The 24393-nt window shown below is 62.8% G+C and carries 15 protein-coding genes; 4 read left to right on the forward strand and 11 right to left on the reverse strand.

All coding sequences use genetic code 11. The features are described from left to right. Positions 1–310: 310 nt before the first annotated feature. Positions 311–1729, forward strand: a complete 1419-nt coding sequence (locus tag IAE39_RS07820) for an amino acid permease (RefSeq protein WP_201200992.1) — start codon at positions 311–313, stop codon at positions 1727–1729. 137 nt (positions 1730–1866) lie between these two features. On the opposite strand, the gene IAE39_RS07825 is transcribed toward IAE39_RS07820, so the two are convergent. Both IAE39_RS07825 and IAE39_RS07830 read right to left on the reverse strand, forming a co-directional pair. Continuing rightward, complete coding sequence (locus tag IAE39_RS07825; protein ID WP_201200993.1) at positions 1867–3486, reverse strand: FMN-binding glutamate synthase family protein; 1620 nt, start codon at positions 3484–3486, stop codon at positions 1867–1869. Between the two features lie 234 nt (positions 3487–3720). Next, on the reverse strand, positions 3721–8001 hold the full coding sequence (locus tag IAE39_RS07830) for a DEAD/DEAH box helicase (protein ID WP_201200994.1): 4281 nt from the start codon (positions 7999–8001) through the stop codon (positions 3721–3723). Positions 8002–8348: 347 nt separating this feature from the next. Between IAE39_RS07830 and IAE39_RS07835 the strand changes: the two genes are divergently transcribed. Further along, positions 8349–8762, forward strand: a complete 414-nt coding sequence (locus IAE39_RS07835; protein WP_201200995.1) for an NUDIX hydrolase — start codon at positions 8349–8351, stop codon at positions 8760–8762. On the opposite strand, the gene metR is transcribed toward IAE39_RS07835, so the two are convergent. After that, the gene (metR, locus tag IAE39_RS07840; RefSeq protein WP_103449391.1) at positions 8746–9663 is read right to left on the reverse strand and encodes a transcriptional regulator MetR; all 918 of its coding nucleotides are present in this window, start codon (positions 9661–9663) and stop codon (positions 8746–8748) included. The genes IAE39_RS07835 and metR overlap by 17 nt on opposite strands. Positions 9664–9859: 196 nt before the next feature. Here metR and IAE39_RS07845 point away from each other — a divergent pair, with 196 nt between their 5' ends. Further along, complete coding sequence (locus tag IAE39_RS07845; protein WP_201200996.1) at positions 9860–10855, forward strand: alpha/beta fold hydrolase; 996 nt, start codon at positions 9860–9862, stop codon at positions 10853–10855. Between the two features lie 164 nt (positions 10856–11019). On the opposite strand, the gene IAE39_RS07850 is transcribed toward IAE39_RS07845, so the two are convergent. From IAE39_RS07850 to IAE39_RS07880, 7 genes are all read right to left on the reverse strand, one after another. Continuing rightward, positions 11020–11355 carry a GlpM family protein gene (locus IAE39_RS07850; RefSeq protein WP_025754578.1) on the reverse strand — a complete coding sequence of 112 codons (336 nt, stop codon included), beginning with the start codon at positions 11353–11355 and terminating at the stop codon, positions 11020–11022. A gap of 25 nt (positions 11356–11380) precedes the next feature. Beyond that, on the reverse strand, positions 11381–12709 hold the full coding sequence (locus IAE39_RS07855; protein ID WP_201200997.1) for a sigma-54-dependent transcriptional regulator: 1329 nt from the start codon (positions 12707–12709) through the stop codon (positions 11381–11383). After that, complete coding sequence (locus IAE39_RS07860; RefSeq protein WP_201200999.1) at positions 12706–14610, reverse strand: sensor histidine kinase; 1905 nt, start codon at positions 14608–14610, stop codon at positions 12706–12708. Before IAE39_RS07860 ends, IAE39_RS07855 begins: the two co-directional genes overlap by 4 nt. A 73-nt stretch (positions 14611–14683) precedes the next feature. After that, positions 14684–15418 carry an amino acid ABC transporter ATP-binding protein gene (locus IAE39_RS07865; RefSeq protein ID WP_060512719.1) on the reverse strand — a complete coding sequence of 245 codons (735 nt, stop codon included), beginning with the start codon at positions 15416–15418 and terminating at the stop codon, positions 14684–14686. Then, on the reverse strand, positions 15415–16086 hold the full coding sequence (locus IAE39_RS07870) for an amino acid ABC transporter permease (protein ID WP_201201001.1): 672 nt from the start codon (positions 16084–16086) through the stop codon (positions 15415–15417). The genes IAE39_RS07865 and IAE39_RS07870 overlap by 4 nt, the downstream gene beginning before the upstream one ends. Further along, a complete protein-coding gene (locus IAE39_RS07875) occupies positions 16087–16833 on the reverse strand; it encodes an amino acid ABC transporter permease (RefSeq protein ID WP_201201003.1) in 747 nt (248 codons plus the stop codon). A gap of 142 nt (positions 16834–16975) precedes the next feature. After that, a complete protein-coding gene (locus tag IAE39_RS07880; protein ID WP_201201004.1) occupies positions 16976–17893 on the reverse strand; it encodes a glutamate/aspartate ABC transporter substrate-binding protein in 918 nt (305 codons plus the stop codon). Positions 17894–18234: 341 nt separating this feature from the next. Here IAE39_RS07880 and IAE39_RS07885 point away from each other — a divergent pair, with 341 nt between their 5' ends. Further along, positions 18235–22536 (forward strand): NEL-type E3 ubiquitin ligase domain-containing protein, encoded by a 4302-nt coding sequence (locus IAE39_RS07885; protein WP_201201006.1) that lies wholly within the window; start codon positions 18235–18237, stop codon positions 22534–22536. Between the two features lie 65 nt (positions 22537–22601). Here the strand turns inward: IAE39_RS07885 and glpD are convergent, their stop codons facing one another. Further along, the gene (glpD, locus tag IAE39_RS07890; protein WP_201201008.1) at positions 22602–24140 is read right to left on the reverse strand and encodes a glycerol-3-phosphate dehydrogenase; all 1539 of its coding nucleotides are present in this window, start codon (positions 24138–24140) and stop codon (positions 22602–22604) included. Positions 24141–24393 lie beyond the last annotated feature (253 nt).

Raw genomic sequence — 24393 nt, forward strand, 5'->3', positions numbered from 1 at the left:
GTAGGGTGAAAAATTTGTAGGAAGTGAAGAAAACAGGCGTAGGGCTATGCGGCTTTGGTGTGGGTTTCTTCATGCGTCGATGTTGCTATGGTGCCGCGGCCCCGGAGAACTCGCTGATTATTCCTGTATATACAGCGAAAATCCCTACAACGGTCTTCCTATACTGCTCGCCCCCTTCGCCCTGCCGGGTGCTCTAACCCGGCATACGGGCCGGCCCACGAGGTCAGCCTGGCAAGCCAACGTCACGCCTATCGGCATGGCCGGTGCTGCACGAAGGTCAAATCCAATAACAAAATGAGGTTGTATTGCTATGCCAGTCGGCAACCACCCTGCCCATGGCCAGGCCACTGAAGGCGGCCCGCTCAAGCGTGAACTGGGCGAACGGCACATCCGTCTGATGGCGCTGGGCGCCTGTATCGGTGTCGGTCTTTTCCTTGGCTCGGCCAAGGCTATCGAAATGGCCGGCCCGGCCATCATGCTGTCCTACATCATCGGCGGCCTGGCCATCCTGGTGATCATGCGTGCCCTTGGCGAAATGGCCGTGCACAACCCTGTCGCCGGCTCGTTCAGCCGCTATGCCCAGGACTACCTCGGCCCGTTGGCGGGCTTCCTGACCGGCTGGAACTACTGGTTCCTGTGGCTGGTGACCTGCGTGGCCGAAATCACCGCAGTGGCCATCTACATGGGCATCTGGTTCCCCGACGTACCACGCTGGATCTGGGCCCTGGCGGCGCTGGGCAGCATGGGCGCGGTCAACCTGGTGGCAGTAAAGGCCTTCGGTGAATTCGAGTTCTGGTTCGCCCTGATCAAGATCGTTACCATCATCGCCATGGTCCTCGGCGGCATCGGCGTCATTGCCTTCGGCTTTGGCAATGACGGTGTGGCAGTGGGTATCTCCAACCTGTGGAGCGATGGCGGCTTCATGCCCAACGGCGTGACCGGCGTGCTGATGTCGCTGCAGATGGTGATGTTCGCCTACCTGGGCGTGGAAATGATCGGCCTCACTGCCGGCGAAGCACGCAACCCGCAAAAGACCATTCCGCAAGCCATTGGCTCGGTGTTCTGGCGCATCCTGCTGTTCTACGTTGGCGCGCTGTTCGTGATCCTGTCGATCTACCCGTGGAACGAAATCGGCAGCCAGGGCAGCCCGTTCGTCATGACCTTCGAGCGCCTTGGCATCAAGACCGCCGCCGGCATCATCAACTTCGTGGTCATCACTGCAGCGTTGTCGTCTTGCAACGGTGGCATCTTCAGCACCGGGCGCATGCTCTACAGCCTGGCGCAGAACGGCCAGGCGCCGGCGCCTTTCGCCCGTACCTCGAAAAACGGCGTGCCGCGCAATGCGCTGCTGCTGTCGATAGGCGCGCTGCTGCTGGGCGTGCTGGCCAACTACCTGGTGCCTGAGAAGGTATTTGTCTGGGTGACATCGATCGCCACCTTTGGCGCGATCTGGACCTGGGTGATGATCCTGCTGGCGCAGCTGAAGTTCCGGGCCGGGCTTACCACTGCCGAGCGCAAGGGGCTGAAGTACCGCATGTGGCTGTGGCCGCTGAGCTCGTACCTGGCGCTGGCGTTCCTGGTGCTGGTGGTCGGCCTGATGGCGTACTTCGAGGATACGCGTGTGGCGCTGTATATCGGCCCGGCGTTCCTGGTGCTGCTGACGGTGCTGTATTACGCGTTCCGGTTGGCACCGAAAGAGGTGCAGGGTGTGGCCAGTACTGCGTCCTGATCTGAAATCTTGGGGCCGCTTTGCGGCCCATCGCGACACAAGGCCGCTCCTACAAGGGAACGCGTACACCCTGTAGGAGCGGCCTTGCCGGGGCGCCGGACCGGTCGGATGGGCTGCAAAGCAGCCCCGGCTATTTATCAGGCCGCCACCTCACTGTGCGGCTCAAAGCTGTCCGCCCGCGCCAGTTGCCACATGCGTGAATAGAACTGGCCATTCACCTCGCCCGTCAGCAACTCCCCCGGCTTCAAGAACACATGCATCTGCGAGAACAGCTTGATCTCGGTGGCCGATACCCGCCGTACCAGGTGCTTGGCTTCCAGCTGCTCGGGATGGTTCAACCCCGCCGCAGCAAGCATTTCTGCCAAGGCACGCAAGGTGTTGTGGTGGAAGTTCAACACCCGCTGGGCTTTGTCCGGCACCACCAGCGCACGCTGGCGTAGCGGGTCTTGCGTGGCCACGCCGGTCGGGCACTTGTTGGTGTGGCAGCTCTGCGACTGGATACAGCCGATGGCAAACATGAAGCCGCGTGCCGAGTTGGCCCAGTCGGCGCCAATGGCCAGCACGCTGGCGATGTCGAAGGCGCTGACGATCTTGCCGCTGGCGCCCAGCTTGATCTTGTCGCGCAGGTTCAGGCCGACCAGGGTGTTGTGCACGAACAGCAGGCCTTCACGCAGCGGCACGCCGATATGGTCGGTGAACTCCACGGGCGCGGCACCGGTGCCGCCCTCCTTGCCATCGACGACGATAAAGTCCGGCAGAATGCCGGTTTCCAGCATGGCCTTGGCGATGCCCATGAACTCCCACGGGTGGCCCAGGCAGAACTTGAAGCCCACCGGCTTGCCGCCCGACAGTTCACGCAGCTGGGCGATGAACTGCATCATCTCGATGGGGGTGGAAAAGGCGCTGTGGCGCGACGGCGAGATGCAGTCTTCGCCCATCAGCACGCCGCGGGTTTCGGCAATTTCCTGGGTGACCTTGTGCTTGGGCAGGATGCCGCCATGGCCGGGCTTGGCACCCTGGCTCATCTTGATCTCGATCATGCGTACCTGCGGGGTGCGCGCCTGGGCGGCGAAGCGCTCGGGGTCGAAGCGCCCGTCTGGCGTGCGGCACCCGAAGTAGCCGCTGCCCAGTTCCCAGACCAGGTCACCACCGTGTTCGCGGTGGTAAGGGCTGATGCTGCCTTCGCCGGTGTCGTGGTGGAAATTGCCCAGCTTGGCACCCTGGTTGAGGGCGCGGATGGCGTTGGCGCTGAGCGAGCCGAAGCTCATTGCCGAGATATTGAACACCGACGCCGAGTACGGCTGGCTGCACTGTGGCCCGCCGACAATGACACGGAAGCTGGCCGGGTCGGTCAAGGGCGCCGGGCGCATGGAATGGCCGATGAACTCGAAGCCGGACTCGTACACGTCGATCAGGGTGCCGAACGGTTTGTCCGAGGCTTCGTTCTTGGCACGGGCATACACCAGCGAGCGCTGAGCACGCGAAAACGGCAGGGCGTCGCTGTCGGACTCCAGCAGGTACTGGCGGATTTCCGGGCGAATGGCTTCGACCAGGTAGCGGATGTTACCCAGGATCGGGTAGTTGCGGCGCACCGCGTGACGCTTCTGCAACAGGTCGAACAGGCCGATCAGGCTGAGGATGCCGGTGGTCAGGGTGAACGGCCACAACCATTCGTGGTGGGTGAAGGGCAGGCTCGCCAACGTGAACAGTACACAAGCGGCGAAGAAGGCGTAGCGGCTGAGAAGTGACAGGCTCATACGGGGTCCTTGCGATGGCGCGGTCAGGCTCACGGCCTGGGGGCAAACCCCGACCATAGCCAACTTGCCAGGCCCTGCAAATTAAAATCGGGGTAGCGAAAATCATTCTCGAATCGAGCCAGGTTGTCTGCGCGATACGCTGTGGGAGCGGGTTTACCCGCGAATGCGATGGTGGAGCCAACGACGCATTCGCGGGTGAACCCGCTCCCACAGCAGTGCGCTTTGGATTTTCGTTTATGCCCAATGCGTATCGCGCAGCAGCTTCTGCCGCCAGCTTTCCTGCTCGTGCGCCGGCGCCTCGACCAGATACGAATAGCGCCCGGCCACCCGCACCGCCACCGGCACCCCGTCGCGATACAGCAGGCGATTTCCACCCACCGCCGGTACCTTGGCCCCCGGCAGCAACGAGCCGATCAGGTTCAGCGGGTCGCTGGCACTCACCACCAGCAGCGCGCCGTCCGGCTCACGACGGCGTACCTGGCGCAGCAACCCCACCGCCTCCGGCAAGGCGAACTGTTCGCCGGCGAGCCCGGCAATGAAGCGCCCGCCCCGGATCTCGCCACGTGCCTCCAGCCGGTGGTAGCAGCGCAGCAGTTCACGCCAGGGCGGCAGCACATCACTTTCGCGCTCCAGCAGCCGCCAGCAAACCACGCCATAGCGGCGTAACAGCGTGCGGGCGATATGTTCCAGGCGCTGGCTGTCATCCACTGTGCCCCGGCGCAGCAAGGCCCAGCGCCCGGCATGGGCCATGCTGCTGGACAATGGCGCATGGCCGCGTCGGCTGTTGCGTGACGTGCGTTTCGCCGCAGGGGTAATCAGGCTGCGTAGGCCGGTAAAGCTGTCGGCGCCCACAAGGCCGGCGCCTACCAGTTCCTGCAGTGCTGTTTCCAGTTCGCTGGGCAGCAGGTGTGCATCGTGTGTCAGTTCGTCAAAGAACAGCGCGCCCTGTGCCTGCAGCACCTCGTGCACGCGTTGCGCCCGCGCCCCAAGGCTTTCCAGGGCAGGTACCGGGGCAAGGCTGCGCCACAGGTTCAGGTGTTCACGCGCCAGCAGTACCAGCGGTGTGCTGGACAAGGTATTGCTCGCCACGCTCGCGGCCAGCCGGCTCCAGGCGAACTGCCCGTTGCGGCAGGCATCATCAAGCCAGTGCGGGCTGTAGTCCTTGATGCGCGCCGGCAGCAACTCGGCCTCCCAGGCCCCGGCCGCGCTGGGGAAACCCTGCAACTGGCCCAGCACTTCGGCCACCGCTTGCGGGCCACGCAGGCGTTCTTCAGGCGCCATATGCTGCCAGTCGAACAGAAAACGCATGAAGTCCTGCAAGCTGACCGGTTCGATCTCGCGGCGCAGGCGTTTGACCGTGTAGCGGTGGATGCGCGCCAGCAGATGGCGTTCGCACCATTGCAGGTCGCTTGCACCGGGGCTGAAATGCCCGCGCAGCACATAGCCTTCGGTTTCCAGGCGGGCCAGCGCCTGCCTGATGTCGCTTGCCGGCTTGCCCAGTGGCGCAGCGATTTGCGCCTGAGACTGCGGGCCATGGCCACTCAGGCGGGCGCGCAGCAGCTCGCTCAGTGCGCTATCGGCGTCGATGGCCAGGTGGAAGCCGGGGAGTAATTCCAGCACTGGTTCCAATCGCGCTGCCGGGTAGAGCGCCAGCATCAGATTCAGGCGTTCGCGGGCCAACCACAGATTGTGATCGGCCAGGCGCAAGGCTCGCCCTGCCTTGGCCAGTTGCCTCAGTAGCAGATCCCAGCCGGGGTTGGCCTGGACTTCCGCCTTGCTGATGGCGCCCAGGCTCATCAGCGCTTCGTGCATTTCGTCGGCATTGCCTGGCTGTGGCCAGGCCTCGGCCGCGACTGCGGCAATGGCATCGACGTCCAGCGCACCCAGGTCGTCGCTGCTTTGCACTTCGTTCCAGCGCCGGTTCAGCACTGCCTGCGTACGCCGCTCTTCCAGAGGCGCATCGTCGAGGAAGGCGTACGGGCGGGCATTCAGAATCGCCGCAGCCAGTGGCGAGGGGGCAGGCAGGTCGCGGCACAGCAGGCGCACTGCGCCGCTTTCCATGCGGCGCAACAGGGCCAGCCAACCTTCGCTGTCCATGGCCTCATGCAGGCAGTCGTCGAGGGTTTGCTCGACCAGCGGGTGATCGGGGATCTGCCGCTCGCCGACGATGTTCTCCAGGCAGGCGATCTGGTCGGGGAACACTGCGGCAACCAGGTCTTCGCTCTTCATGCGCTGGATCTGCGGCGCCACTTTGCACCCGCCCACAAAGCGCGGCAGGGCCATGGCCACACCGGCATTCCAGCGCCAGCGCACGCCGAACAGCGGCGCATCGAGCAGGGCCTGAATGAGGATCGGCTCGGCGCTGCGGCTGTTCAGGTAGCGCCACACTTCATCAAGTTCGAAGCTATGACTGGTGGACAGCGACAGCACGATGGCGTCCTCGCTGGCTGCCGCCTGCAATTCGAAGTTGAAGGTGCGGCAGAAGCGCTTGCGCAAGGCCAGGCCCCAGGCGCGGTTGATGCGGCTGCCGTAGGGCGAATGGATGATCAGCTGGGTACCGCCGGATTCGTCGAAAAAACGCTCCATTACCAGGGTGTCCTGCGAGGGCAGTGCACCCAGCACATCGCGGGTGCGGGCGAGGTAGTCGAGCAACTGGCTGGCACTGTCTTCGCCCAATTCGAAGGTAGCCTGCAGCCATGGCAGCGCCTCGGCCATGTTGCCGCCAGACTGCGTCAGTTGCTGGTCGATCTGCGCCTGCAAGCGGGCCACTGCAGCCGACAGCTCATCGCTGCGCCCCGGCGCCTCACCCAGCCAGAACGGAATGGTCGGCGGCAGCCCTTGAGCATCTTCCACCCGGACCCGACCCGGCTCGACGCGCAGGATACGATAGGAGGCATTGCCCAGCTGGAAGATATCGCCAGCGATGCTCTCCACCGCAAAGTCTTCATTGACGCTGCCGATGTTCAGTGCCTGCGGCTCCAGCAACACGCTGTAGTCGGCGTTGTCGGGGATGGTGCCGCCGCTGGTCAGTGCCGTCAGCTGGCTGCCGCGGCGGCCGCGCAAGGTGCCGCTGACTGCATCGCGGTGCAGGTAGGCACTGCGCACGCCCTGGCGGCCGTTGTAACCCTCGGCAAGCATGCGCAGCAGGGCCTGGTAGTGATTCTGGTCAAGTTCGGCATAAGGGGTGGCCTGGCGCAGGGTGTCGAACAGCGCCTGTTCGTGCCATGGCTGGTTGCTGGCTTCGGCCACGATCTGCTGGGCCAGCACGTCCAGCGGTGCCCGGGGAATGTGCAGTTCGTCCAGCTCGCCCCGGCGCACGCAGTCGAGCAGCGCCACGCATTCGATCAGGTCGTCGCGCGAGGTGGGGAACAGCCGGCCCTTGGGCACGCCATCGACCTGGTGACTGGCGCGACCCACTCTTTGCAGGAAGGCGGCAATCGAACCCGGCGACTCAATCTGGCACACCAGGTCGATATCGCCGATGTCGATGCCCAGCTCCAGTGACGCGGTAGCAACCAGCACCTGCAGCTGGCCGCCTTTGAGCCGTTGCTCGGCATCCAGACGCAGTTCCTTGGCCAGGCTGCCATGGTGTGCGGCCACCGCGTCCTTGCCCAGGCGGTCGCTGAGGTGGCGGGTAATGCGTTCAGCCAGGCGCCGGGTGTTGACGAACACCAGGGTGGTGCGGTGTTCACGCGCCAAGGTAGCAAGCCGGTCATAGACAAGGCCCCAGACATCGGTGGCCATTACCGCACCTAACGGTACGGGCGGCACCTCGATCGCCAGGTCACGCTGGCGCGCATGGCCGACATCGACAATGGCGCAGCGCCTTCCTTCACCGACCAGAAACTGCGCCACCCGCTCGACCGGGCGTTGCGTGGCGGACAGGCCGATGCGCCGCAGTGGCCGACCACACAGGGCCTGCAGGCGCTCCAGCGTCAGCGCCAGGTGGCAGCCGCGCTTGTTACCGGCCAGGGCATGGATCTCGTCAACGATTACCGTGTGCACGCTGGCCAGGCCTTCGCGGCCTGACGCCGAGCCCATCAGGACGTAGAGCGATTCGGGCGTGGTGACCAGAATGTGCGGGGCCAGCTTGCGCATGGCGGCACGTTCCTTTTGGGGTGTGTCGCCCGTGCGTACGGCGGTGGTGATGCGTGGGGCGTTCAGGCCTTGCTCGGCGAGGGCCTGGCTGATGCCTTCGAGCGGGGCCTGCAGGTTCAGGCGAATGTCATTGGACAGCGCTTTGAGCGGTGAAACGTAGATGATCTGGGTTTGCGCAGGCGGCTCGCCTTGCTGCTCAAGGCCTTGGCGGAACAGTTCGTCGAGCACGGCCAGGAAAGCGCTGAGGGTTTTGCCCGAGCCGGTCGGGGCGGCCAGCAGCATCGATTGGCCGGCATGGATCAACGGCCAGGCTTGGGCCTGAGCATCGGTGACCGTGGCGAAATGGCGGCGGAACCAGGTGCGCACGGCGGGGTGGAACAGCTCGAGCACCGGGTGGTGTTTGGCGGGCAGGTTCATGCTTTGGTTATGGAGGGTGTGGAGCGGGTTGGCAAGAGGCCGTTCGTCTGGCAGGCCTGCTATAAACCTGTGCCGGCCTCTTCGCGGGTAAACCCGCTCCCACAGTTACAGCGTAAGCCCTCTCTCACAGGTTTACGCAGTACCTGGGAGCAACTGTCTTGTGTTGCCTGTTCAGGCCTCATCGCTGGCATGCCAGGCTCCCACAGGTATTGCACATGGCCCGAGGTCAATGCAATCGATGTGGGAGCGGGTTTACCCGCGAAGAGGCCGGCACAGGAAACACTGCCCTTGTCAGGCCAAAGACCCCATGGGATCCTCCCCAGCCAATTTTTCAGCGAGCCCAGCCCATGCCCAACACCATCCGCATCGCCGCCGCCCTGCTGATCGACCCCCAGGGCCGCACCTTGCTGGTGCGCAAGCGCGGCACCGAGGCGTTCATGCAGCCCGGCGGCAAGATCGATGCTGGCGAAACACCGCTGCAGGCACTGGTGCGCGAACTGCACGAGGAACTCGGCCTGCAGATCGACCCGGCCCAGGCCGTGCACCTGGGCCAGTTCAGCGCCCCGGCTGCCAATGAACCGGGCTTCGTGGTGCAAGCCGAGCTGTTCCGCGTCGACAGTGCCGCTGCGGTAGTTCCGGCTGCCGAGATCGAAGAGGTCGTGTGGCTGGCCGCAGGCCAGGCGCCAGGCATGCAACTGGCACCGCTGACCCGCGACCTGATCCTGCCGCTATACCGCCAGGCAGTCAGCGTACCGCGCTGACGCCGTCGAGGGTGGCGAACGAGGTGTCCTTGGCCGTCAGCAGGAAATCACGCATGTACGGCGCATCGAGCATGTCGGTGCGTACTGCCGCGTAAAGCGTGGCAAACAAGCCTTTTTCGCCCAGGCGCTTGCCTTTCACATAGCCGCGCGCGCTGTATTCGTGCAGCGCCCAGTGCGGCATGCCGCACACGCCCCGGCCGCTGGCCACCAGCTGCATCATCATCACTGTCAGCTCCGAGGTACGCACGGCGGCCGGTTCGATGTCGGCGGGCTCCAGGAAGCGGGTGAAGATGTCCAGGCGGTCGCGTTCCACCGGGTAAGTGATCAGCGTCTGGTCGAGCAGATCCTGCGGCACGATATAGGGCTTACTGGCCAACGGATGCTGGTTGGCGACCGCCAGCATGGCTTCGTAGGTGAACAGCGGCACGTAAGTAATGCCGGCCAGGTCCAGCGGGTCGGACGTCACCACCAGGTCGAGGTCACCACGGGCCAGCGCCGGTAGCGGGGCAAAGGCAAAGCCAGAAGCCAGGTCCAGCTCCACTTCCGGCCAGGCATCGCGGAACTGGTCGATGGTCGGCATCAGCCACTGGAAGCAGCTGTGGCATTCGATGGCCATGTGCAGGCGCCCGGCGGTGCCACCGGCCAGGCGCGCAATGTCGCGCTCGGCACCGCGCAGCAGCGGCAGGGTGGCATCGGCCAGTTGCAGCAGGCGTAGCCCGGCACTGGTGAAGCGGATTGGTTTGGTCTTGCGCACGAACAACGGCAGGCCCAGGCGCTCTTCCAGCTCCTTGAACTGGTGCGACAGCGCCGACTGGGTCAGGTGCAGGCGCTCAGCAGCCTCCACCAGGCTGTCAGCCTCGCGCAGGGCATGAAGGGTTTTCAGGTGACGGATCTCCAGCACAGCTGACTCCGGGGTTTGTATGGGAAGGGTGGGGGATTGAGTTGAGTTTCCCTCATGTTGGCGGTGCTGTCGACTGGACGTTCGGCCGCACCGTCTGGCGGCGGTCATGAAATTGTCACTGAACTGTGGCAGCGCGCCCGAACTGAATTCATCAGACTCGCGCTCTACTGGGGATCTGCATTCTGGTGTTTCTTTCATGCGGGCTTTTTGGCTTTTTCTTTTCTTGTTTTTCAGCGTACCTGCGAGTTTCGCCGAACAGCGTTGTGACGCCCACGTACCGGTGCAGCGTGCCGAACTGGGCGCGGTCAGCCTGGTGTACCAGAGCGTCGGCGCGCCACGTGACCCGGCCTTGCTGCTGGTGATGGGCCTGGGTGGGCAGCTGATTCATTGGCCGGACGATGTGGTCGAAGCGTTGTGCCGACAGGGCTTTCGGGTGATCCGCTATGACAACCGCGATGTCGGCCTGTCGCGCTGGAACCAGATGCCGCCTTCGGCCAACCTCACGGTCGAGTTGCTGCGCTACAAGCTGGGGCTGCCGGTGTCGGCGCCTTATACGCTGACCGACATGGCGGATGACGGCTTGCGCCTGATGGACGCCTTGGGCGTGCACCAGTTTCATGTGCTGGGCGTGAGCATGGGCGGCATGATCGCCCAGCACCTGGCAGCCATGGCGCCCGAGCGGGTGCGTAGCCTGACGCTGGTCATGTCCAGCTCCGGGGCGGCGGGGTTGCCGGCACCGGACCCGGCACTGGTGCAGTTGCTGGCCCGGCGCAGTGCACCGAACCGTGAAGTGGCGATCGAGCAGCAGGCCGACTTGCTGGCGGCGTTGGGTAGCCCCGAGGTACGGGACGACCGCGCAGTGTTGTTGCATCAGGCGGCGGTGGCGTATGACCGGGCGTTCAACCCGGACGGGGCGAAGCGCCAGATCATGGCGATTCTGGCCGAGCCGAGCCGTGTCGAGCTACTCAACCAGCTGCGGGTGCCGACCCTGGTGGTACACGGCACGGCCGACCCGCTGCTGCCGGTGATGCATGGTGTGCACCTGGCGGCGCATATTCAGGGCAGCCAGCTGCGCTTGATTCCGGGGTTGGCGCACCGCTTTCAGGAGCCGTTCAAGGCGCCTTTGCTCGGCGCGGTGCTGCCTTACCTGCAGGCGCATCGGCAAGATGTTACGCATATCGCCGGGCTTTGAACCGGCTGCGCCTGCTTCGCGGGTAAACCCGCTCCCACAGGTATTGCACAGGCCTCAGGCATTGCGGGGTGCCTGTGAGAGCACCTGTCTTGCAGATTTCTGCTGGCCAGCACTGGCCCATGTAGGAGCGGGTTTACCCGCGAAGAGGGCCACACGGATCCAGGTCAGTGCATCCGCACCCACAAGGTCACCAGCACGGTCGCGGCCATCAGCCAGGCTACCGTGGCCAGCGCCAGCGACGCCTCCAGGCGCAAGCGGTCGACCAGCACATACAGGGTCGCCAGGTACACGAAGTACGGAATGATCGACCACATGCCGAACAGTATGGTGGTCTTCAGGTCGGCAATGCTGCGCCCCTTGCCGACGATGTAGTGGGCAATCAGGGCGAAGGTGGGGAACAGCGGCACCAGGCCGGCAATGTAGTAGTTACGCGTTTTCGACAGCACTGCCAGCAAAAGCACCACGCCAGCGCCCAGGGCCGCTTTGAATACCAGGTCCACGTTGTCTTTCCAGGTTGGGTTGAAATCAGCCGAGGCCGTACTTTTTTACTTTGTCGAACAGCGTGGTCTTGGCCATGCCCAGCTCCTGGCTGGCCTGGCTCAGGTTGCCGCCGGTGCGTTGCAGGGCATCGCTGAGCAAGTTGCGCTCGAATGCTTCCACCGCTTCGGCAAAGCCCAGGCCCTGGCTGGCGCCACCGCTGGGGCCTTTCTTGAAGGCAGGCAGGCCGAGCGCATAGCGCTCAGCCACGTTGCGCAGTTCACGCACGTTACCTGGCCAGTCGTGGGCCATGAGGCGGGACAGGGTCTGGCTGTCGAGCGTTGGCGTTTCCCGATCGAAGCGCAGGGCCGACTGCTGCAGGAAGTGTTCGAACAGCTGCAGGATGTCTTCACGGCGCTCACGCAGTGGCGGCAGTTCCAGGGTTACCACGTTCAGCCGGTAATACAGGTCGCTGCGGAACTGGCCACTCTGGCCCAGGGTATCGAGGTCGGCCTTGGTTGCGGCGATCACCCGGCAGTCCACCGGGATGCTCTGGTTCGAGCCCAGCCGCTCCAGGGTGCGTTCCTGCAGCACGCGCAGCAGCTTGATCTGCAGGTTGATCGGCATGCTTTCCACTTCATCGAGGAACAGCGTGCCGCCGTTGGCGTGCTCGATCTTGCCGATGCGGCGCTTGCCGGCACCGGTGAAGGCATTGGCCTCGTGGCCAAAAATCTCGCTTTCGAACAGGTTTTCCGGCAGCCCGCCACAGTTCAGCGCTACGAATGGCTGGCCCTGGCGGCGGCTGAAATCGTGCAGGCAACGGGCGACCAGCTCTTTGCCCGTACCGGTTTCGCCTTCGATCAGCACGTTGGCCGAGGTGTCGGCAACGTTGGCGATCAGTTCGCGCAGGTGCTCCATGGCCGACGAGCGGCCAATGATGCGCCCCTCCAGGCTGCTCTGTTCGGCCAGTTGGCGGCGCAGGGCCACCACTTCGCGGGCCAGCCCGCGCTGCTCCAGGGCGCGGCGCACCACGTCGACCAGGCGCTCGGGTGAGAACGGCTTTTCCATGAAGTCGTAGGCACCGTTACGCATGGCGCCGACGGCCATGTCGATATCGCCATGGCCGGTAATCAGCACCACCGGCAGGCTGCGGTCACGGGCCTTGAGGCGGTTGAGCAGTTCCAGGCCATCGATGCCCGGCAGGCGAATATCACTGACGACGATACCGGCGAAGTCATCGCCGATGCGCTCCAGCGCCTGTTCGGCACTGCCCACGCCTTCGCAGGCGATGTCTTCCAGGGCAAGGGCTTGCTGGCAGCCGAGCAGCACATGCGGGTCGTCTTCGACGATCAGGACAGTAAGAGGCGCTTGGTTCATGGGTGGTCTGCCGATTCGCTAGGGGGAGAAACCAGCGGCAGGGCCAGGACAAAGGCCGTGCCGCCAGTGGCGGGGTGCTCGACATTGAGGCTGCCCTTGGCGGCGGCAGCAAGGCTCGCCGACAGGGTCAGGCCCAAGCCCAGGCCGTGCTCGCCCGGTTTGGTGGTGAAGAAAGGTTCGAACAGGTGCTTGCGGGCCTCGGCGTCGATACCGTGGCCATTGTCGCGCACTTGCAAACGGTACTTGTCGCCCTGCAACTCGCCTTCCAGCCACAGCTCGGGCAGGGGTTGCGCGGCCATGGCATCCAGGGCATTGCCAATCAGGTTGACCAGAATCTGCTCCAGGCGCGTCTGGTCGATGGCCAGTTGCTGGTCCTCGAACTGGTGATGCACTTGCAGGTGGCAGGCACTGATGCGGTTGGCCAGTACCTGCAAGGTGGCTTCCACCGCCTTGGCCAGCGATGCCTGGCCGCTGTCGTCGCCACGCCGAGCGAATGAGCGCAGGCTGGCGGTGATGCGGCCCATGCGGTCGATCAGGTCGTTCATGGTCCGCAGGTTGGTGCTGGCGGTTTCCAGCGCCCCGCGTTCGAGGAAGCGTACGGTGTTGCCAGACAAGGTGCGCAACGCGGCCAAGGGCTGGTTCAGCTCGTGGGCGATACTGGTGGACATCTGCCCGATGGCCGCCAGCTTGCCGGCCTGCACCAGCTCATCCTGGGCGTGGCGCAGGGTTTGCTCGGCATGCCGGCGCTCGCGAATCTGGCCCTTCAGGCGTTCGTTGCTGGCGCGCAGGTCGGCGGTGCGTTCGGCAATCCGCCGCTCGAGCTGGCTGTTGGCTTCTTCCAGGGCCTCGCGGGCGGCCAGCCGGGTAGCGATGACCTTGCGCCGCTCGTTCCAGGCGATGCCGAGGATCGCCAGCAAGGCGAAGGCCACGCCCACCAGAATGCCTTGCACCATGGATTCGCGGCGCAGGTCCTGCAGCGGCGTCAGCAGGGTGAAATGCCACGGTGTGTCGGCCAGGCGCCGCGTCTGTGCCAAGTAGGCCACTTCGTGAGGCTTGCCCTGGGCCGTTTCACTGTTGGCCGGGAACGTCAGTTTTTCCACGCCATCGGCCAGGGTTTCCCGGGCCAGTGGCTGCAACTCGTTCAACGGCCACCAGTAGTACTGCAGGCTGCGCGCCAGGCGCTCCTTGATTTGCGGGGTCAGCGGGCGCACCGACTTCAGGCGCCGGGCTGGGTCGCTGGAGAGGATGATGATGCCGTTCTCGTCACTGACGAACGCTTCCAGGCGGGCACGCTGCCAGCGCTCTTCAAGGGTATCAAGGCGCACTTTGATCACCGCCACGCCAATGATCTTGCCGTGTTCTTCCAAGCCATGGGCCAGGTAATAGCCGGCCTCACCCGTGGTGCTGCCGATGCCGTAGAAGCGCCCGGGCTCACCGCGCACGGCGGTCTGGAAGTAGGCGCGGAACGACAGGTCTTCACCCAGGAACGAGTCGGCATCGCGCCAGTTGCTGGTGGCCTGCACCCGGCCATTGGTGTCGAGCACGAAGATGGCCCGGCTGCGGCTGCGCCGGTTCAGGCCCTCGAGGTATTCGTTGACTGCCTGGCGCGAACCGCCATCCGGGTCGGTGAGCAGGTGCGAGACGCTGTCTTCCAGCTCCAGCAGGCTCGGCAGGTAGGTGTACTTGCTGATCTCGCTTTCGACCGTGCGCGCGTGCAGCTCCAGCTGGCGCTCGCCGTTTTCGCTAAGGGTGCGGATACCGTTGCTCTCGCTGATCAGATAGCCAGCCATCCCCAAGCCGACCATCAGCAGGATGATCAGGGGCGGCAGCAGCAATTGGCGGAGCAGGCGGGAATTCACGGCAGGCTTGGCAGGGAGAAGAAGCGAAGGGTCGCATTTCATCACAGTGGCCTTGTCACGACCAGCGCCAGCTGCCCGAAAGGGCAACGGCGCCGACCGGTTCAGGGTAGCAAAATCAGTGCTGCAGGATCTTGCTGAGGAAGTGCTGGGTACGCTCGTGGCGGGCGCTCGGGTCGCCGAAGAAGGCTTCCTTCTGGCAGTCCTCGATGATGTTGCCCTTGTCCATGAAGATCACCCGGTTGGCCACTTTACGGGCGAAGCCCATTTCGTGGGTCACGCACATCATGGTCATGCCTTCGTGGGCCAGTTCGACCATTACGTCGAGTACTTCATTGACCATTTCCGGGTCCAGCGCCGAGGTCGGTTCGTCGAACAGCATGACGATCGGGTCCATCGACAGGGCGCGGGCAATGGCCACGCGCTGCTGCTGGCCGCCAGACAGTTGGCCGGGGTGCTTCTTGGCGTGGGCGCTGAGGCCAACGCGGTCAAGCAGGGCCAGGCCTTTCTTGGTCGCTTCGGCTTCGCTGCGGCCGAGTACCTTGCGCTGGGCGATGGTCAGGTTTTCGGTGATCGACAGGTGCGGGAACAGTTCGAAGTGCTGGAACACCATGCCGACCCGCGAGCGCAGCTTGGGCAGGTTGGTCTTCGGGTCGGCGATCGAAGTGCCATCGACCACGATGTCGCCTTTCTGGAACGGCTCCAGCGCGTTGACGCACTTGATCAGGGTGGACTTGCCCGAACCCGACGGGCCGCAGACCACCACCACTTCACCCTTTTTCACTTCGGTGGTGCAGTCGGTGAGCACCTGGAAGTCGCCGTACCACTTGTTGACGTTCTTGATGGAAATCATACGGTGATCCTTTTTTGCAGGCGCTTGACCAGCCACGAAGCGGAGAAGCTGATGATGAAGTACACGACACCGGCGAAGATCAGGAACTCATGGGAGCGCCCGATGATGTCGCCGTTGGAGCGTGCCGAGTTGAGGAAGTCCACCAGGCCCACGGTGTACACCAGCGAGGTGTCCTGGAACAGGATGATGCTCTGCTGCAGCAGCAGCGGGGTCATCTTGCGGAAAGCCTGGGGCAGGATGATCAGGCGCATGGTCTGGCCGTAGGTCATGCCCAGGGCCTGGGCGGCACCCATCTGGCCCTTGGAGATCGACTGCACGCCGGCGCGGACGATTTCGCAGAAGTACGCGGCTTCGAACATCATGAACGCCACCACGCACGAGGTGAAGGCACCCACCGGGGTGTCCTCGCCGGTGATCCAGCGCAGCACGAACGGCACCGCCAGGTAGAACCAGGTGATCACCAGCAGCAGCGGGATCGAGCGGAAGTAGTTGACGTAGGCACCGGCCACGCGCGACAGCAGCTTGCTCGACGACAGGCGCATCAGGGCCAGGATGGTCCCCAGCACGATGCCGCCGACCACGCCCATGACCATCAGTTGCAGGGTCATGACCATGCCTTCCCACAGGGCAGGCAGGGCAGGGATGATTTCGCTGAAATCCATTTCCATTTACTTGCCCCCCACAGAGATCAGGCCAGGCACGGCAACCTTCTTCTCGACCATGCGCATCAGCAGCATCAGGCCCATGTTCAGGGTGAAGTAGATCAGCGTGGCCAGGGTGAAGGCTTCGAACAGGTTGGCGGAAAATTCGGCGGTCTGCTTGGTTTGTGCCAGCAGCTCCATCAGGCCGATCAGCGACGCCACCGAGGAGTTCTTGAACACGTTGAGGAATTCTGACGTGAGCGGCGGAATGATGATCCGGTAGGCTTGCGGCAGCAGCACGTTGGTGTAGATCTGCGGCAGGCTGAAGCCCATGGCACGGGCGGCGGCTTCCTGGCCACGCGGCAGCGCCTGGATACCGGTACGCACTTGCTCACAGACGCGGGCAGCGGTGAACAGGCCCAGGCAGATGACCACGCTGATCAGTGCCGAGGTGGTCGGGTTGAGGTCCTGCTTGAACCATTCCTGCAGGCCTTCGGGCAGCAGGTCCGGCACCAGGAAGTACCAGATGAACAGCTGCACCAGCAGCGGCACGTTGCGGAACAGCTCCACGTAGGCGGTGGCGATGCCCGATACCAGGCGGTTCGGTACGGTACGCATCACACCGAGCACCGAGCCCAGCAGCAAGGCAATGATCCAGGCGGAAATGGCGATGGCGATGGTCCAGCCCAGACCGGTGATGTACCAGTCCAGATAGGTTTCGCTGCCCACGCCGGTGGACTTGAAGAACACGCCCCAGTCCCAGTTGTAATTCATCGGGATTTCCCCTCAGACGGTTGTTTCACGGGCACCTTCCAACATCCGAGGGCGTTATGCCCTCGGATGAAAGGTTAGACACTAACGGGTGGCCTGCAGGTTTAATTCGCGCTTTGCAGCGCAGCAGGCCACAGGCTGGGGGTCAGGACTTCTTCTCGTCCGCCGCCTTGTCGGTCGGCTCGGCGATCAGTTTCTTCAGCTCGTCGCTCATCTTGAACTGCAGGTTCAGGCCCTTTGGCGGGATCGGCTGCTGGAACCACTTGTCGTAGCTCTTCTGCACTTCGCCCGACTTGTAGTAAGCGACGATGGCGTCATCGACTGCCTTCTTGAAGGCTGCGTCTTCCTTGCGCACCATGCAGCCGTAGATTTCGTACGACTGTGGGGTGCCAGTGATGACCCAGTCCGACGGTTTGCGCGCCTTGGCCATTTCGCCGGCGAGCAGGGCGTCGTCCATCATGAAGGCCACGGCGCGGCCGCTTTCGAGCATGTTGAAGGCTTCACCGTGGTCCTTGGCGGAAATCACGTTCATCTTCATCTGCTTGTCGGCGTTCATTGCCTTGAGCAGGCGCTCGGAGGTGGTGCCGGCGGTGGTCACGACGTTCTTGCCGGCCAGGTCCGGGAAGTCCTTGTAGGCAGGTTGACCGTCCTTGACCTTGGTCAGCAGACGGGTACCGACTTCAAAGATGCCCACGGTGAAACCGACTTGTTGCTGGCGTTCGACGTTGTTGGTGGTAGAGCCGCACTCCAGGTCGACGGTGCCGTTCTGCACCAGCGGGATGCGGGTCTGGGAGGTGACCAGGTTGTACTTGACCTTGATGTCGGTACCCAGTTGCTTCTTCAGGGCATCGACGACAGCCAGCTGGATGTCATGCGAGTAACCCACGGGCTCGGGCTTGCCGGCCAGGTAGGAAAACGGGATGGAGGAGTCGCGGTGGCCCAGGGTGATGGTGCCCGAATCCTTGATCTTCTTCAGGGTGCCGGTCAGTTCTTCGGCCATGGCCGGCGAAGCGATCACAGCGGCCGCGATGGCGGCGCCCAGCAATTGACGAACGATACGCATCAAATTTTCCTCGACGTGTTTGTTTTTCTTATGGAGCCGTTGGCGGACTCTTTCGTTCAACGAATACAGAAAGAAGCGATTGCATTCGGCTACCAAGTGTAGAGCATGAGTCGTGCCAAGCTCTGACACTGATCATAACGCCACGAAAAAGCAGGGGATTAAGCTTTTTTGACGTTCCTGTAGCGGTAGTTCGCGTTCGGCTTTCCGAATGAGTAGATTTCTAGCGGGCGGAAATCCGAACGAATGGCGAGCCGGTGCGCTGCTCCATGGGCTCAGCAATAAGTACCGCAGAATGCCCTCACGCCCGTGGTGATCTTGTGATTTCCGAAATGGAGAGTCGCATGAACCTTTCCCACGCAGCTTCAGTCGATACATTTATTGAAGGCCGCTTGCCCGACTGGTTGACCAAGGCATCGCTTGACCGCTTGCATTCGCTGCACGCAGCGCTTCGCGAGCAGGACAATGCCAGGCACCATTTGCAGCAGGTCATGCAGCACATCCCACCGCTTGATCAGTTTGCACTGCCGCTGCTGCACGCGAGCTTGAGCCATCGTGGCGTCAGGCAGATCGATGCAAGAACGTGCTGGGTCCGAATCAGGCAGGAAACCGTGTTACCCACTGTTTCGGTGACTCTGCCCCCCCTGCATGTGGTAACCCATGAGAAGCAATTACTGCTCGCAGCCGCCTTGCATAACTATCATGTCGCCGACACGCGGTCCGCGACCGGTCGCAAAGGTCAACTGGTCGACGAGCGTGGCAAACAGCTGCCCATCGGCTTTACCGCGTTTGCTGGCATGTGCCGTGAACTTGATATTGGGCGGCGATACCAGGAATTGCTGGAGCAGCACCTAAAACCCAGCGATGCACCAGGCGAAGCATCGGGTACTGCGGCACTGCGCGTGCGCAAGCTTTTCGAAAACAGTGTGCGGGCACGGTTTGAAGTGGACGTACGCATGGCCGCCATGCAAGGCCTTGTGGATGAAGCCTGCTACCTGCATCTGCTCCCGGTCATGTCCAGGCGGCCGGTGGTGCCGGCCCTGACGGGTACGACGATTGCCCGCCAACTGTATCTGCTGGGTAAACAGATTCGGGGCGTGGCTACCTTCGAAATCTCCACCTTGCCCACATCGCAAGTGCTTATGTGGATCCCGGGTGACCCACATGGCGCGTTAACCACCTTCCCATCGTGGGAGGCCTTGTATGACGAGTTGGGCAAGCGGCTTGCAGAGCCTGCGTACCAGACATTTTTCTTCCGGTTTGTCAGCGAGCGGGACCGCGCCGGATTCCATCAGCTACTGCTGCAACGAGTTGCTGGAAAGCCAGCAAGCGGTGTACCTGAACTCGATGCGCGCCACTTGCCCATTGATACGCCGTGTTTTCAACACCTGGCAACTCTGCATATCGCAAAACTGTTCGATGACGCGCGCGTATTGGCTGTACCTACCGGTGACGAAGATGAGCAGGACCGGCGGCAGCGTCTGAGCTTTTACACGTCCGTGGGCATGGGGCTCGTCGGCCTTGCCGGCTTGTTCCTGCCGGTAGTGGGTGAAGTGCTGCTGGCGGTCGGAGCACTGGATATCGCCAATGAGGTCTATGAGGGTTACCAGGACTGGCGACGGGGTGACAGGCAAGGGGCACTGGACCACCTGTTTGGTGTTGCGGAAAACATCGTACTTGGCGCATTGATAGCGAAGGGCGGTAGTGTGCTGCTCAAGACGCTTGATCGTTACGCGTTCGTTGATGAGCTTGCACCGGTGTGCTTGCCTTCTGGTCAAGCGCGCTTGTGTGCCAGTGACCTAGCGGCCTATCGCGTGCAAGGCCCGGAAGCGGCCGGCCAGGCGCAAGAACTGTTGAGAATCGACAATGCCGATTACTTTGCCGTTGAAGACAGTGCCTCAGGTATTACTCGCCTGAAACACCCTTTGCGCAAAGATGCCTACGCCCCGGAGGTCTTTAAAAACTCCGCCGGCGGGCAGTTTCATGAACTGGAGTACCGGCAAGGTTGGCAAGGCAGTGGGTTGCTGCGCCGCATGCAGCACAGTTTTACCGAGATGCCTGAGGACGTCACGGAGCAGCTGTTGCGGGTAACCGGGTTCGATCAGGCCAGGATCAGGCAACTGCACCTTGAGAGCATGGGCCCGCCTGCACGAATTGCCGATGTCTGGGAGTTGTATCAGATAGGCGAGCAGCTACCTCAATTGTATGGCGAGTCGCTGGACGAGGAGCTGATACGACGGGAACTACCACTGAAAGAGTCAGGGCAGCTCGTTCGAAAAAGCTTTCCTAAGTTGTCTGCGCGAGGGATCAAGGAAATTCTCGATGATTTGACTGACTTCCAGTTCGACGGTTTGCAGAAGCACCAGCGTGTGCCGCTGAGCGTTGCGCAACGAGCGCGTTGGTACATACGTGAGCAGCGCCTCGATCGAGCCTGCGCCGGCCTGCAATGGGCGCGGATGGCAAATGCAGACACTGAACGTTTGGCAATAGGCTTGGTTGAAAAGCTCGCACCCTGGTCAGAGTCGATAGCTGTCGAGTTGCGCCAGGGGGCGTTGGACGGCTTGATACTGGCGCGCAGCGGGGCCACCGAGGGCGCCGAAGTCCGCACGATCATCAGGCATAAGCAGCATTACACGTTTGGCTCGTCTGATCAGTCGCTGGAGTTGCTGGAAGCGCTGAAGCTAACGCTGGAAGCTGATCAGCAGTTGATACTGCAGCCGGAGAAGGCGCTGTCCCTACAGGCCTTGCGTGAACGGTTGGTAGGTGCAGCGGCCGATGATCGAGAGGCTGCGGGTGAATTCATAGGTTTGGCTGTAGCCGATAAAAGGCTGCGCCCGCCCCTACGTTTCGGGGATGGGCGCCTCGGCTACTCGCTTAGTGGCGGTGCAGGCAGCAGCCGACGGGCAATCAGGTGTGGCATCCATCGAATTTTTCCTACCCTGAACGAGGAGCAGTTGAATGCCTATCTGGAGGGGGTCATCGGGCGCAACGTCGGTCTATGGGAGCACTACATCGATCTGGACACCAACCTGAACAAGCTGCGCGGTGCATTGCGTAGCTGGCGTGGACAGGCTGATGGCCCAAGGGAAGTCTGGCGGCGCCATCGTGTTGCACAAGTGTTGCGCAAGAGCTGGCGGCGCAAGATTACCAACGATGCCGGCGACTATGTGCTGGACATCAATGGCCAGCGCGTGGGGCGATTGCCTGATTTGCCCCCAGGGCTGGATTTTGGCCACGTGCGCAGAATGCGCTTGACCGACATGGCCCTGAGCGAACTGCCACAAGACTTCCTGGCACGCTTCCCCAATCTGCTGTCGCTTGATTTGCGCAGTAACAGCCTTGAAGTCTTACCGCCAGGTCTCGAGCGCCTGACGCAGTTGCGGCAACTGTTGCTTAGCGACAATCGCCTGACCATCAGCCCGGCGGATCAGGCTCGGCTTGATACCCTGCAACGGCTGCAAACGCTGGATCTTGCCCGCAACCCATTGGTGCAGTCGCCGTCGCTGCTGGCCATGCGTAGTCTTCGGCGGGTGAACCTGCGTGACACGCAGCTGACTGAGTTGCCCATGCAGATACCCCCACGCGCCCACCTTGACCTTCGTGAAAACCGGATTATCCAGTTACGCCAGGACATACGCCTGCTACGGGATCGGCTGCAACGAACTGCGTTGCACGACAACCCGCTGGATGCGGCCAGCCGGAGATTGGTGGATGAAGTGGCTGCAGGGAGGGGGCGTGGAAGCGCAGCCTACACGCATCAGGAGGTCAATGAGCGTGTGCTTTCAGACTGGCTGGGGCCGCAGCAGGGGGCGCAGCGGGAGCGTTACACCGCGACATGGGAAGCCCTGCGCGCCGAGCAGGGGGCGAGTGACCTGTTTCGTTTTCTGGCGGATTTCGCCGATGGCCGGGACTTCGCGCGGCACCGTGAGCACTACCGTCGGCGTATCTGGAGCATCCTGGAGTTCTGCGAGCAGCATGAACCGTTGCGTGTACGACTGTTCCAGGCAGCTGGCGGAGCAGCTACGTGTGATGACCGCTTGCTTTACATCTTGAGTGAGCTGGAGCTGACGGTCCAGGCTGAACGCGCTCTTGGTGGCGTAAGTGGCGGGCAGCTTGAAGTTGAACTGTGGAGTTTGGGGCGCGCCTATTATCGTCTGGATGAGGTTGACAGCGTTGCTGCACGGCATATTGAACGTATGCGTGCGGGGGGAGTAGAGGCTGGGGTTGACGATATTGAGGTGCGGATGTTTTATCGGACCCGGCTGGCGCGTTCGCTTGGCTTGCCGATCGAGAGTGATGAAATGCATTACCCGATGTTCGCCAATGTAACCACCCGGGATCTGATTGGCGTCGAAGGGCAAGTACTCTCGAATGAAACCCCACAGCGGCTGATTGACTCGCTGGCGAATCGTTCGTTTTGGCAAGCGCATGCGCGTGACCGTTATCCAGAACGATTCGATGAGTTGGCGGAGCCCTTCCAGGCTCAAGAGGAAAAGAACCTGGCCGACCAGGAGGCGGGGCTCATCAATGAGTGGGCATACCACGAAAAGGCGGTCGCCCTGCGCCATGACTACGAAATGGCCGAGCGTGAATGGTATCGCACGCTGGCTTCGGAACTGCAGCAACGCTTGAGCGTCCAGGCCTGAATGGCGCCTGCCAGGGTTCGGTCATCGAGGGCTGCGCCGCAAGCGCTGCCCTCTGCAGCTTGTTGTCAGGCCGCGCGGATCGCCGCCTGTTTCAGTTGTGCTTGTGCAAGGTAGTCGCGCAACGCTTGCTGTTCGCTGGCGCTGGTGAACAGGCCCAGCTTGGTCCGGCGCCAGAGGATGTCGTCGGCAGCGTGCGCCCATTCCTCATCGCGCAAGTAGTCCACTTCACGGCTGAACAAGCCCCCACCCATCGATTGGCCGAGATCTTCAGGCCCGTGTACGCCATCGAGCAGCCGCCACACGCGGCTGCCGTAAGTGGCTGCCCAACGCTTGGCAATGTCCACCGGCAGCCAGCCGCAGCGCGCCAGAATGGCGTCGCTCAACGCTTGGGCAGTGGTCATGTTCTCGCCACCCGGCAGTGGCGCAGTGGCCGTCCAGCTGCCGCGCATCTGGGTGAAAAATGGCTTGAGCTCAGCCATGGCTGATTCGGCCAGCTTGCGGTAGGTGGTCAACTTCCCGCCAAACACCGACAGCAGGGGAGCCTGGCTTTCGCTGGCCGATAACGCCAGCGTGTAGTCGCGGGTCACCGCCGAAGGGTTGTCCGACTCGTCGTTGCACAGCGGGCGTACGCCCGAATAGGTGTGCAGGATGTCGCTGCGGCTCAGTTGGTGATTGAAGTGTTCGTTGACCACCTTCAGCAGGTAGTCGGTTTCCTGTTCGGTGATCGCAACCTTGGCCGGATCGCCGCTGTATTCGCGGTCGGTGGTGCCGATCAGGGTGAAGCGGTCCAGGTATGGAATGCAGAAGACAATGCGCTGGTCTTCGTTCTGCAGGATGTAGGCGTGCTCGCCCTCGTACAAGCGCGGCACGATGAGGTGGCTGCCCTGTATCAGGCGGATGCCATAGGGCGCATCCAGCTTGAGGTCATCTTTGATGAAGCTGGCGACCCACGGCCCGGCAGCGTTGACCAGGGCGCGAGCGCGAATGCTTTGCAGGCTGCCATCGGCATGCTGCAGTTCAACTTGCCACAGGCCGTCTACGCGTTCGGCGCGCAGGCAGCGGGTGCGGGTATGGATATGCGCGCCGTGTTCACGGGCGGCGATGGCGTTGAGTACGACCAGACGGGCGTCATCCACGGCGCAGTCGGCGTATTCGAAACCGCGGGTGATCGCCGGCTTGAGCGGGTAGCCCGGGCCGAAACGCAGGCTGCGCGAGGCGCCCAGGCGCTTGCGCTTACCCAGGTGGTCATACAGGAACAGGCCGGCGCGGATCATCCAGGCCGGGCGCAGGTGTGGGCGGTGCGGCAGCACGAAACGCATCGGCTTGACGATGTGCGGCGCCTTGGCCAGCAGCACTTCGCGCTCGGCAAGGGCTTCGCGCACCAGGCGAAACTCGTAGTGTTCCAGGTAGCGCAGGCCGCCGTGGATCAGCTTGCTGCTGGCCGACGAGGTGTGCTGGGCCAGGTCGTCCTTTTCGCAGAGGAACACTTTCAGGCCGCGCCCGGCGGCGTCGGCAGCGATGCCCACGCCATTGATGCCGCCGCCGATCACGGCGAGGTCATAGCAGTCGGCGAGTGCGGGCTGGGACGTTACGGGCTGGGACACGGGCAAGGCCTCCTGAGGCTGTTCACATCGAATATGAACATTGATGTTCGTTTTCGAAAATACTAGCGCAACAGAAAGCCGGTCGCCAGTCAGTCTTTATAGAAAAAACTGATCAGATGACAATAAAGTGAACATTTACGAAAATTACGGGTGGGCAGGGGCGGGTAGATCAGGGTGATCGGCTCGAGACGTGTGGCGGCTGTGAGATCGAGCGCCGCCCGCGCGGCGCTTCGCGGCTAAAGCCGCTCCTACG

Origin of the sequence: Pseudomonas sp. S37 (genome assembly GCF_016658545.1) — a bacterium.
Classification (GTDB): Bacteria; Pseudomonadota; Gammaproteobacteria; order Pseudomonadales; family Pseudomonadaceae; genus Aquipseudomonas.

Coding starts and splice junctions, on each gene's coding strand:
- IAE39_RS07820 (WP_201200992.1), top strand. CDS start 311: ATGCCAGTCGGCAACCACCCTGCCCATGGCCAGGCCACTGAAGGCGGC.
- IAE39_RS07825 (WP_201200993.1), bottom strand. CDS start 3,486: ATGAGCCTGTCACTTCTCAGCCGCTACGCCTTCTTCGCCGCTTGTGTA.
- IAE39_RS07830 (WP_201200994.1), bottom strand. CDS start 8,001: ATGAACCTGCCCGCCAAACACCACCCGGTGCTCGAGCTGTTCCACCCC.
- IAE39_RS07835 (WP_201200995.1), top strand. CDS start 8,349: ATGCCCAACACCATCCGCATCGCCGCCGCCCTGCTGATCGACCCCCAG.
- IAE39_RS07845 (WP_201200996.1), top strand. CDS start 9,860: ATGCGGGCTTTTTGGCTTTTTCTTTTCTTGTTTTTCAGCGTACCTGCG.
- IAE39_RS07855 (WP_201200997.1), bottom strand. CDS start 12,709: ATGAACCAAGCGCCTCTTACTGTCCTGATCGTCGAAGACGACCCGCAT.
- IAE39_RS07860 (WP_201200999.1), bottom strand. CDS start 14,610: ATGAAATGCGACCCTTCGCTTCTTCTCCCTGCCAAGCCTGCCGTGAAT.
- IAE39_RS07865 (WP_060512719.1), bottom strand. CDS start 15,418: ATGATTTCCATCAAGAACGTCAACAAGTGGTACGGCGACTTCCAGGTG.
- IAE39_RS07870 (WP_201201001.1), bottom strand. CDS start 16,086: ATGGAAATGGATTTCAGCGAAATCATCCCTGCCCTGCCTGCCCTGTGG.
- IAE39_RS07875 (WP_201201003.1), bottom strand. CDS start 16,833: ATGAATTACAACTGGGACTGGGGCGTGTTCTTCAAGTCCACCGGCGTG.
- IAE39_RS07880 (WP_201201004.1), bottom strand. CDS start 17,893: ATGCGTATCGTTCGTCAATTGCTGGGCGCCGCCATCGCGGCCGCTGTG.
- IAE39_RS07885 (WP_201201006.1), top strand. CDS start 18,235: ATGAACCTTTCCCACGCAGCTTCAGTCGATACATTTATTGAAGGCCGC.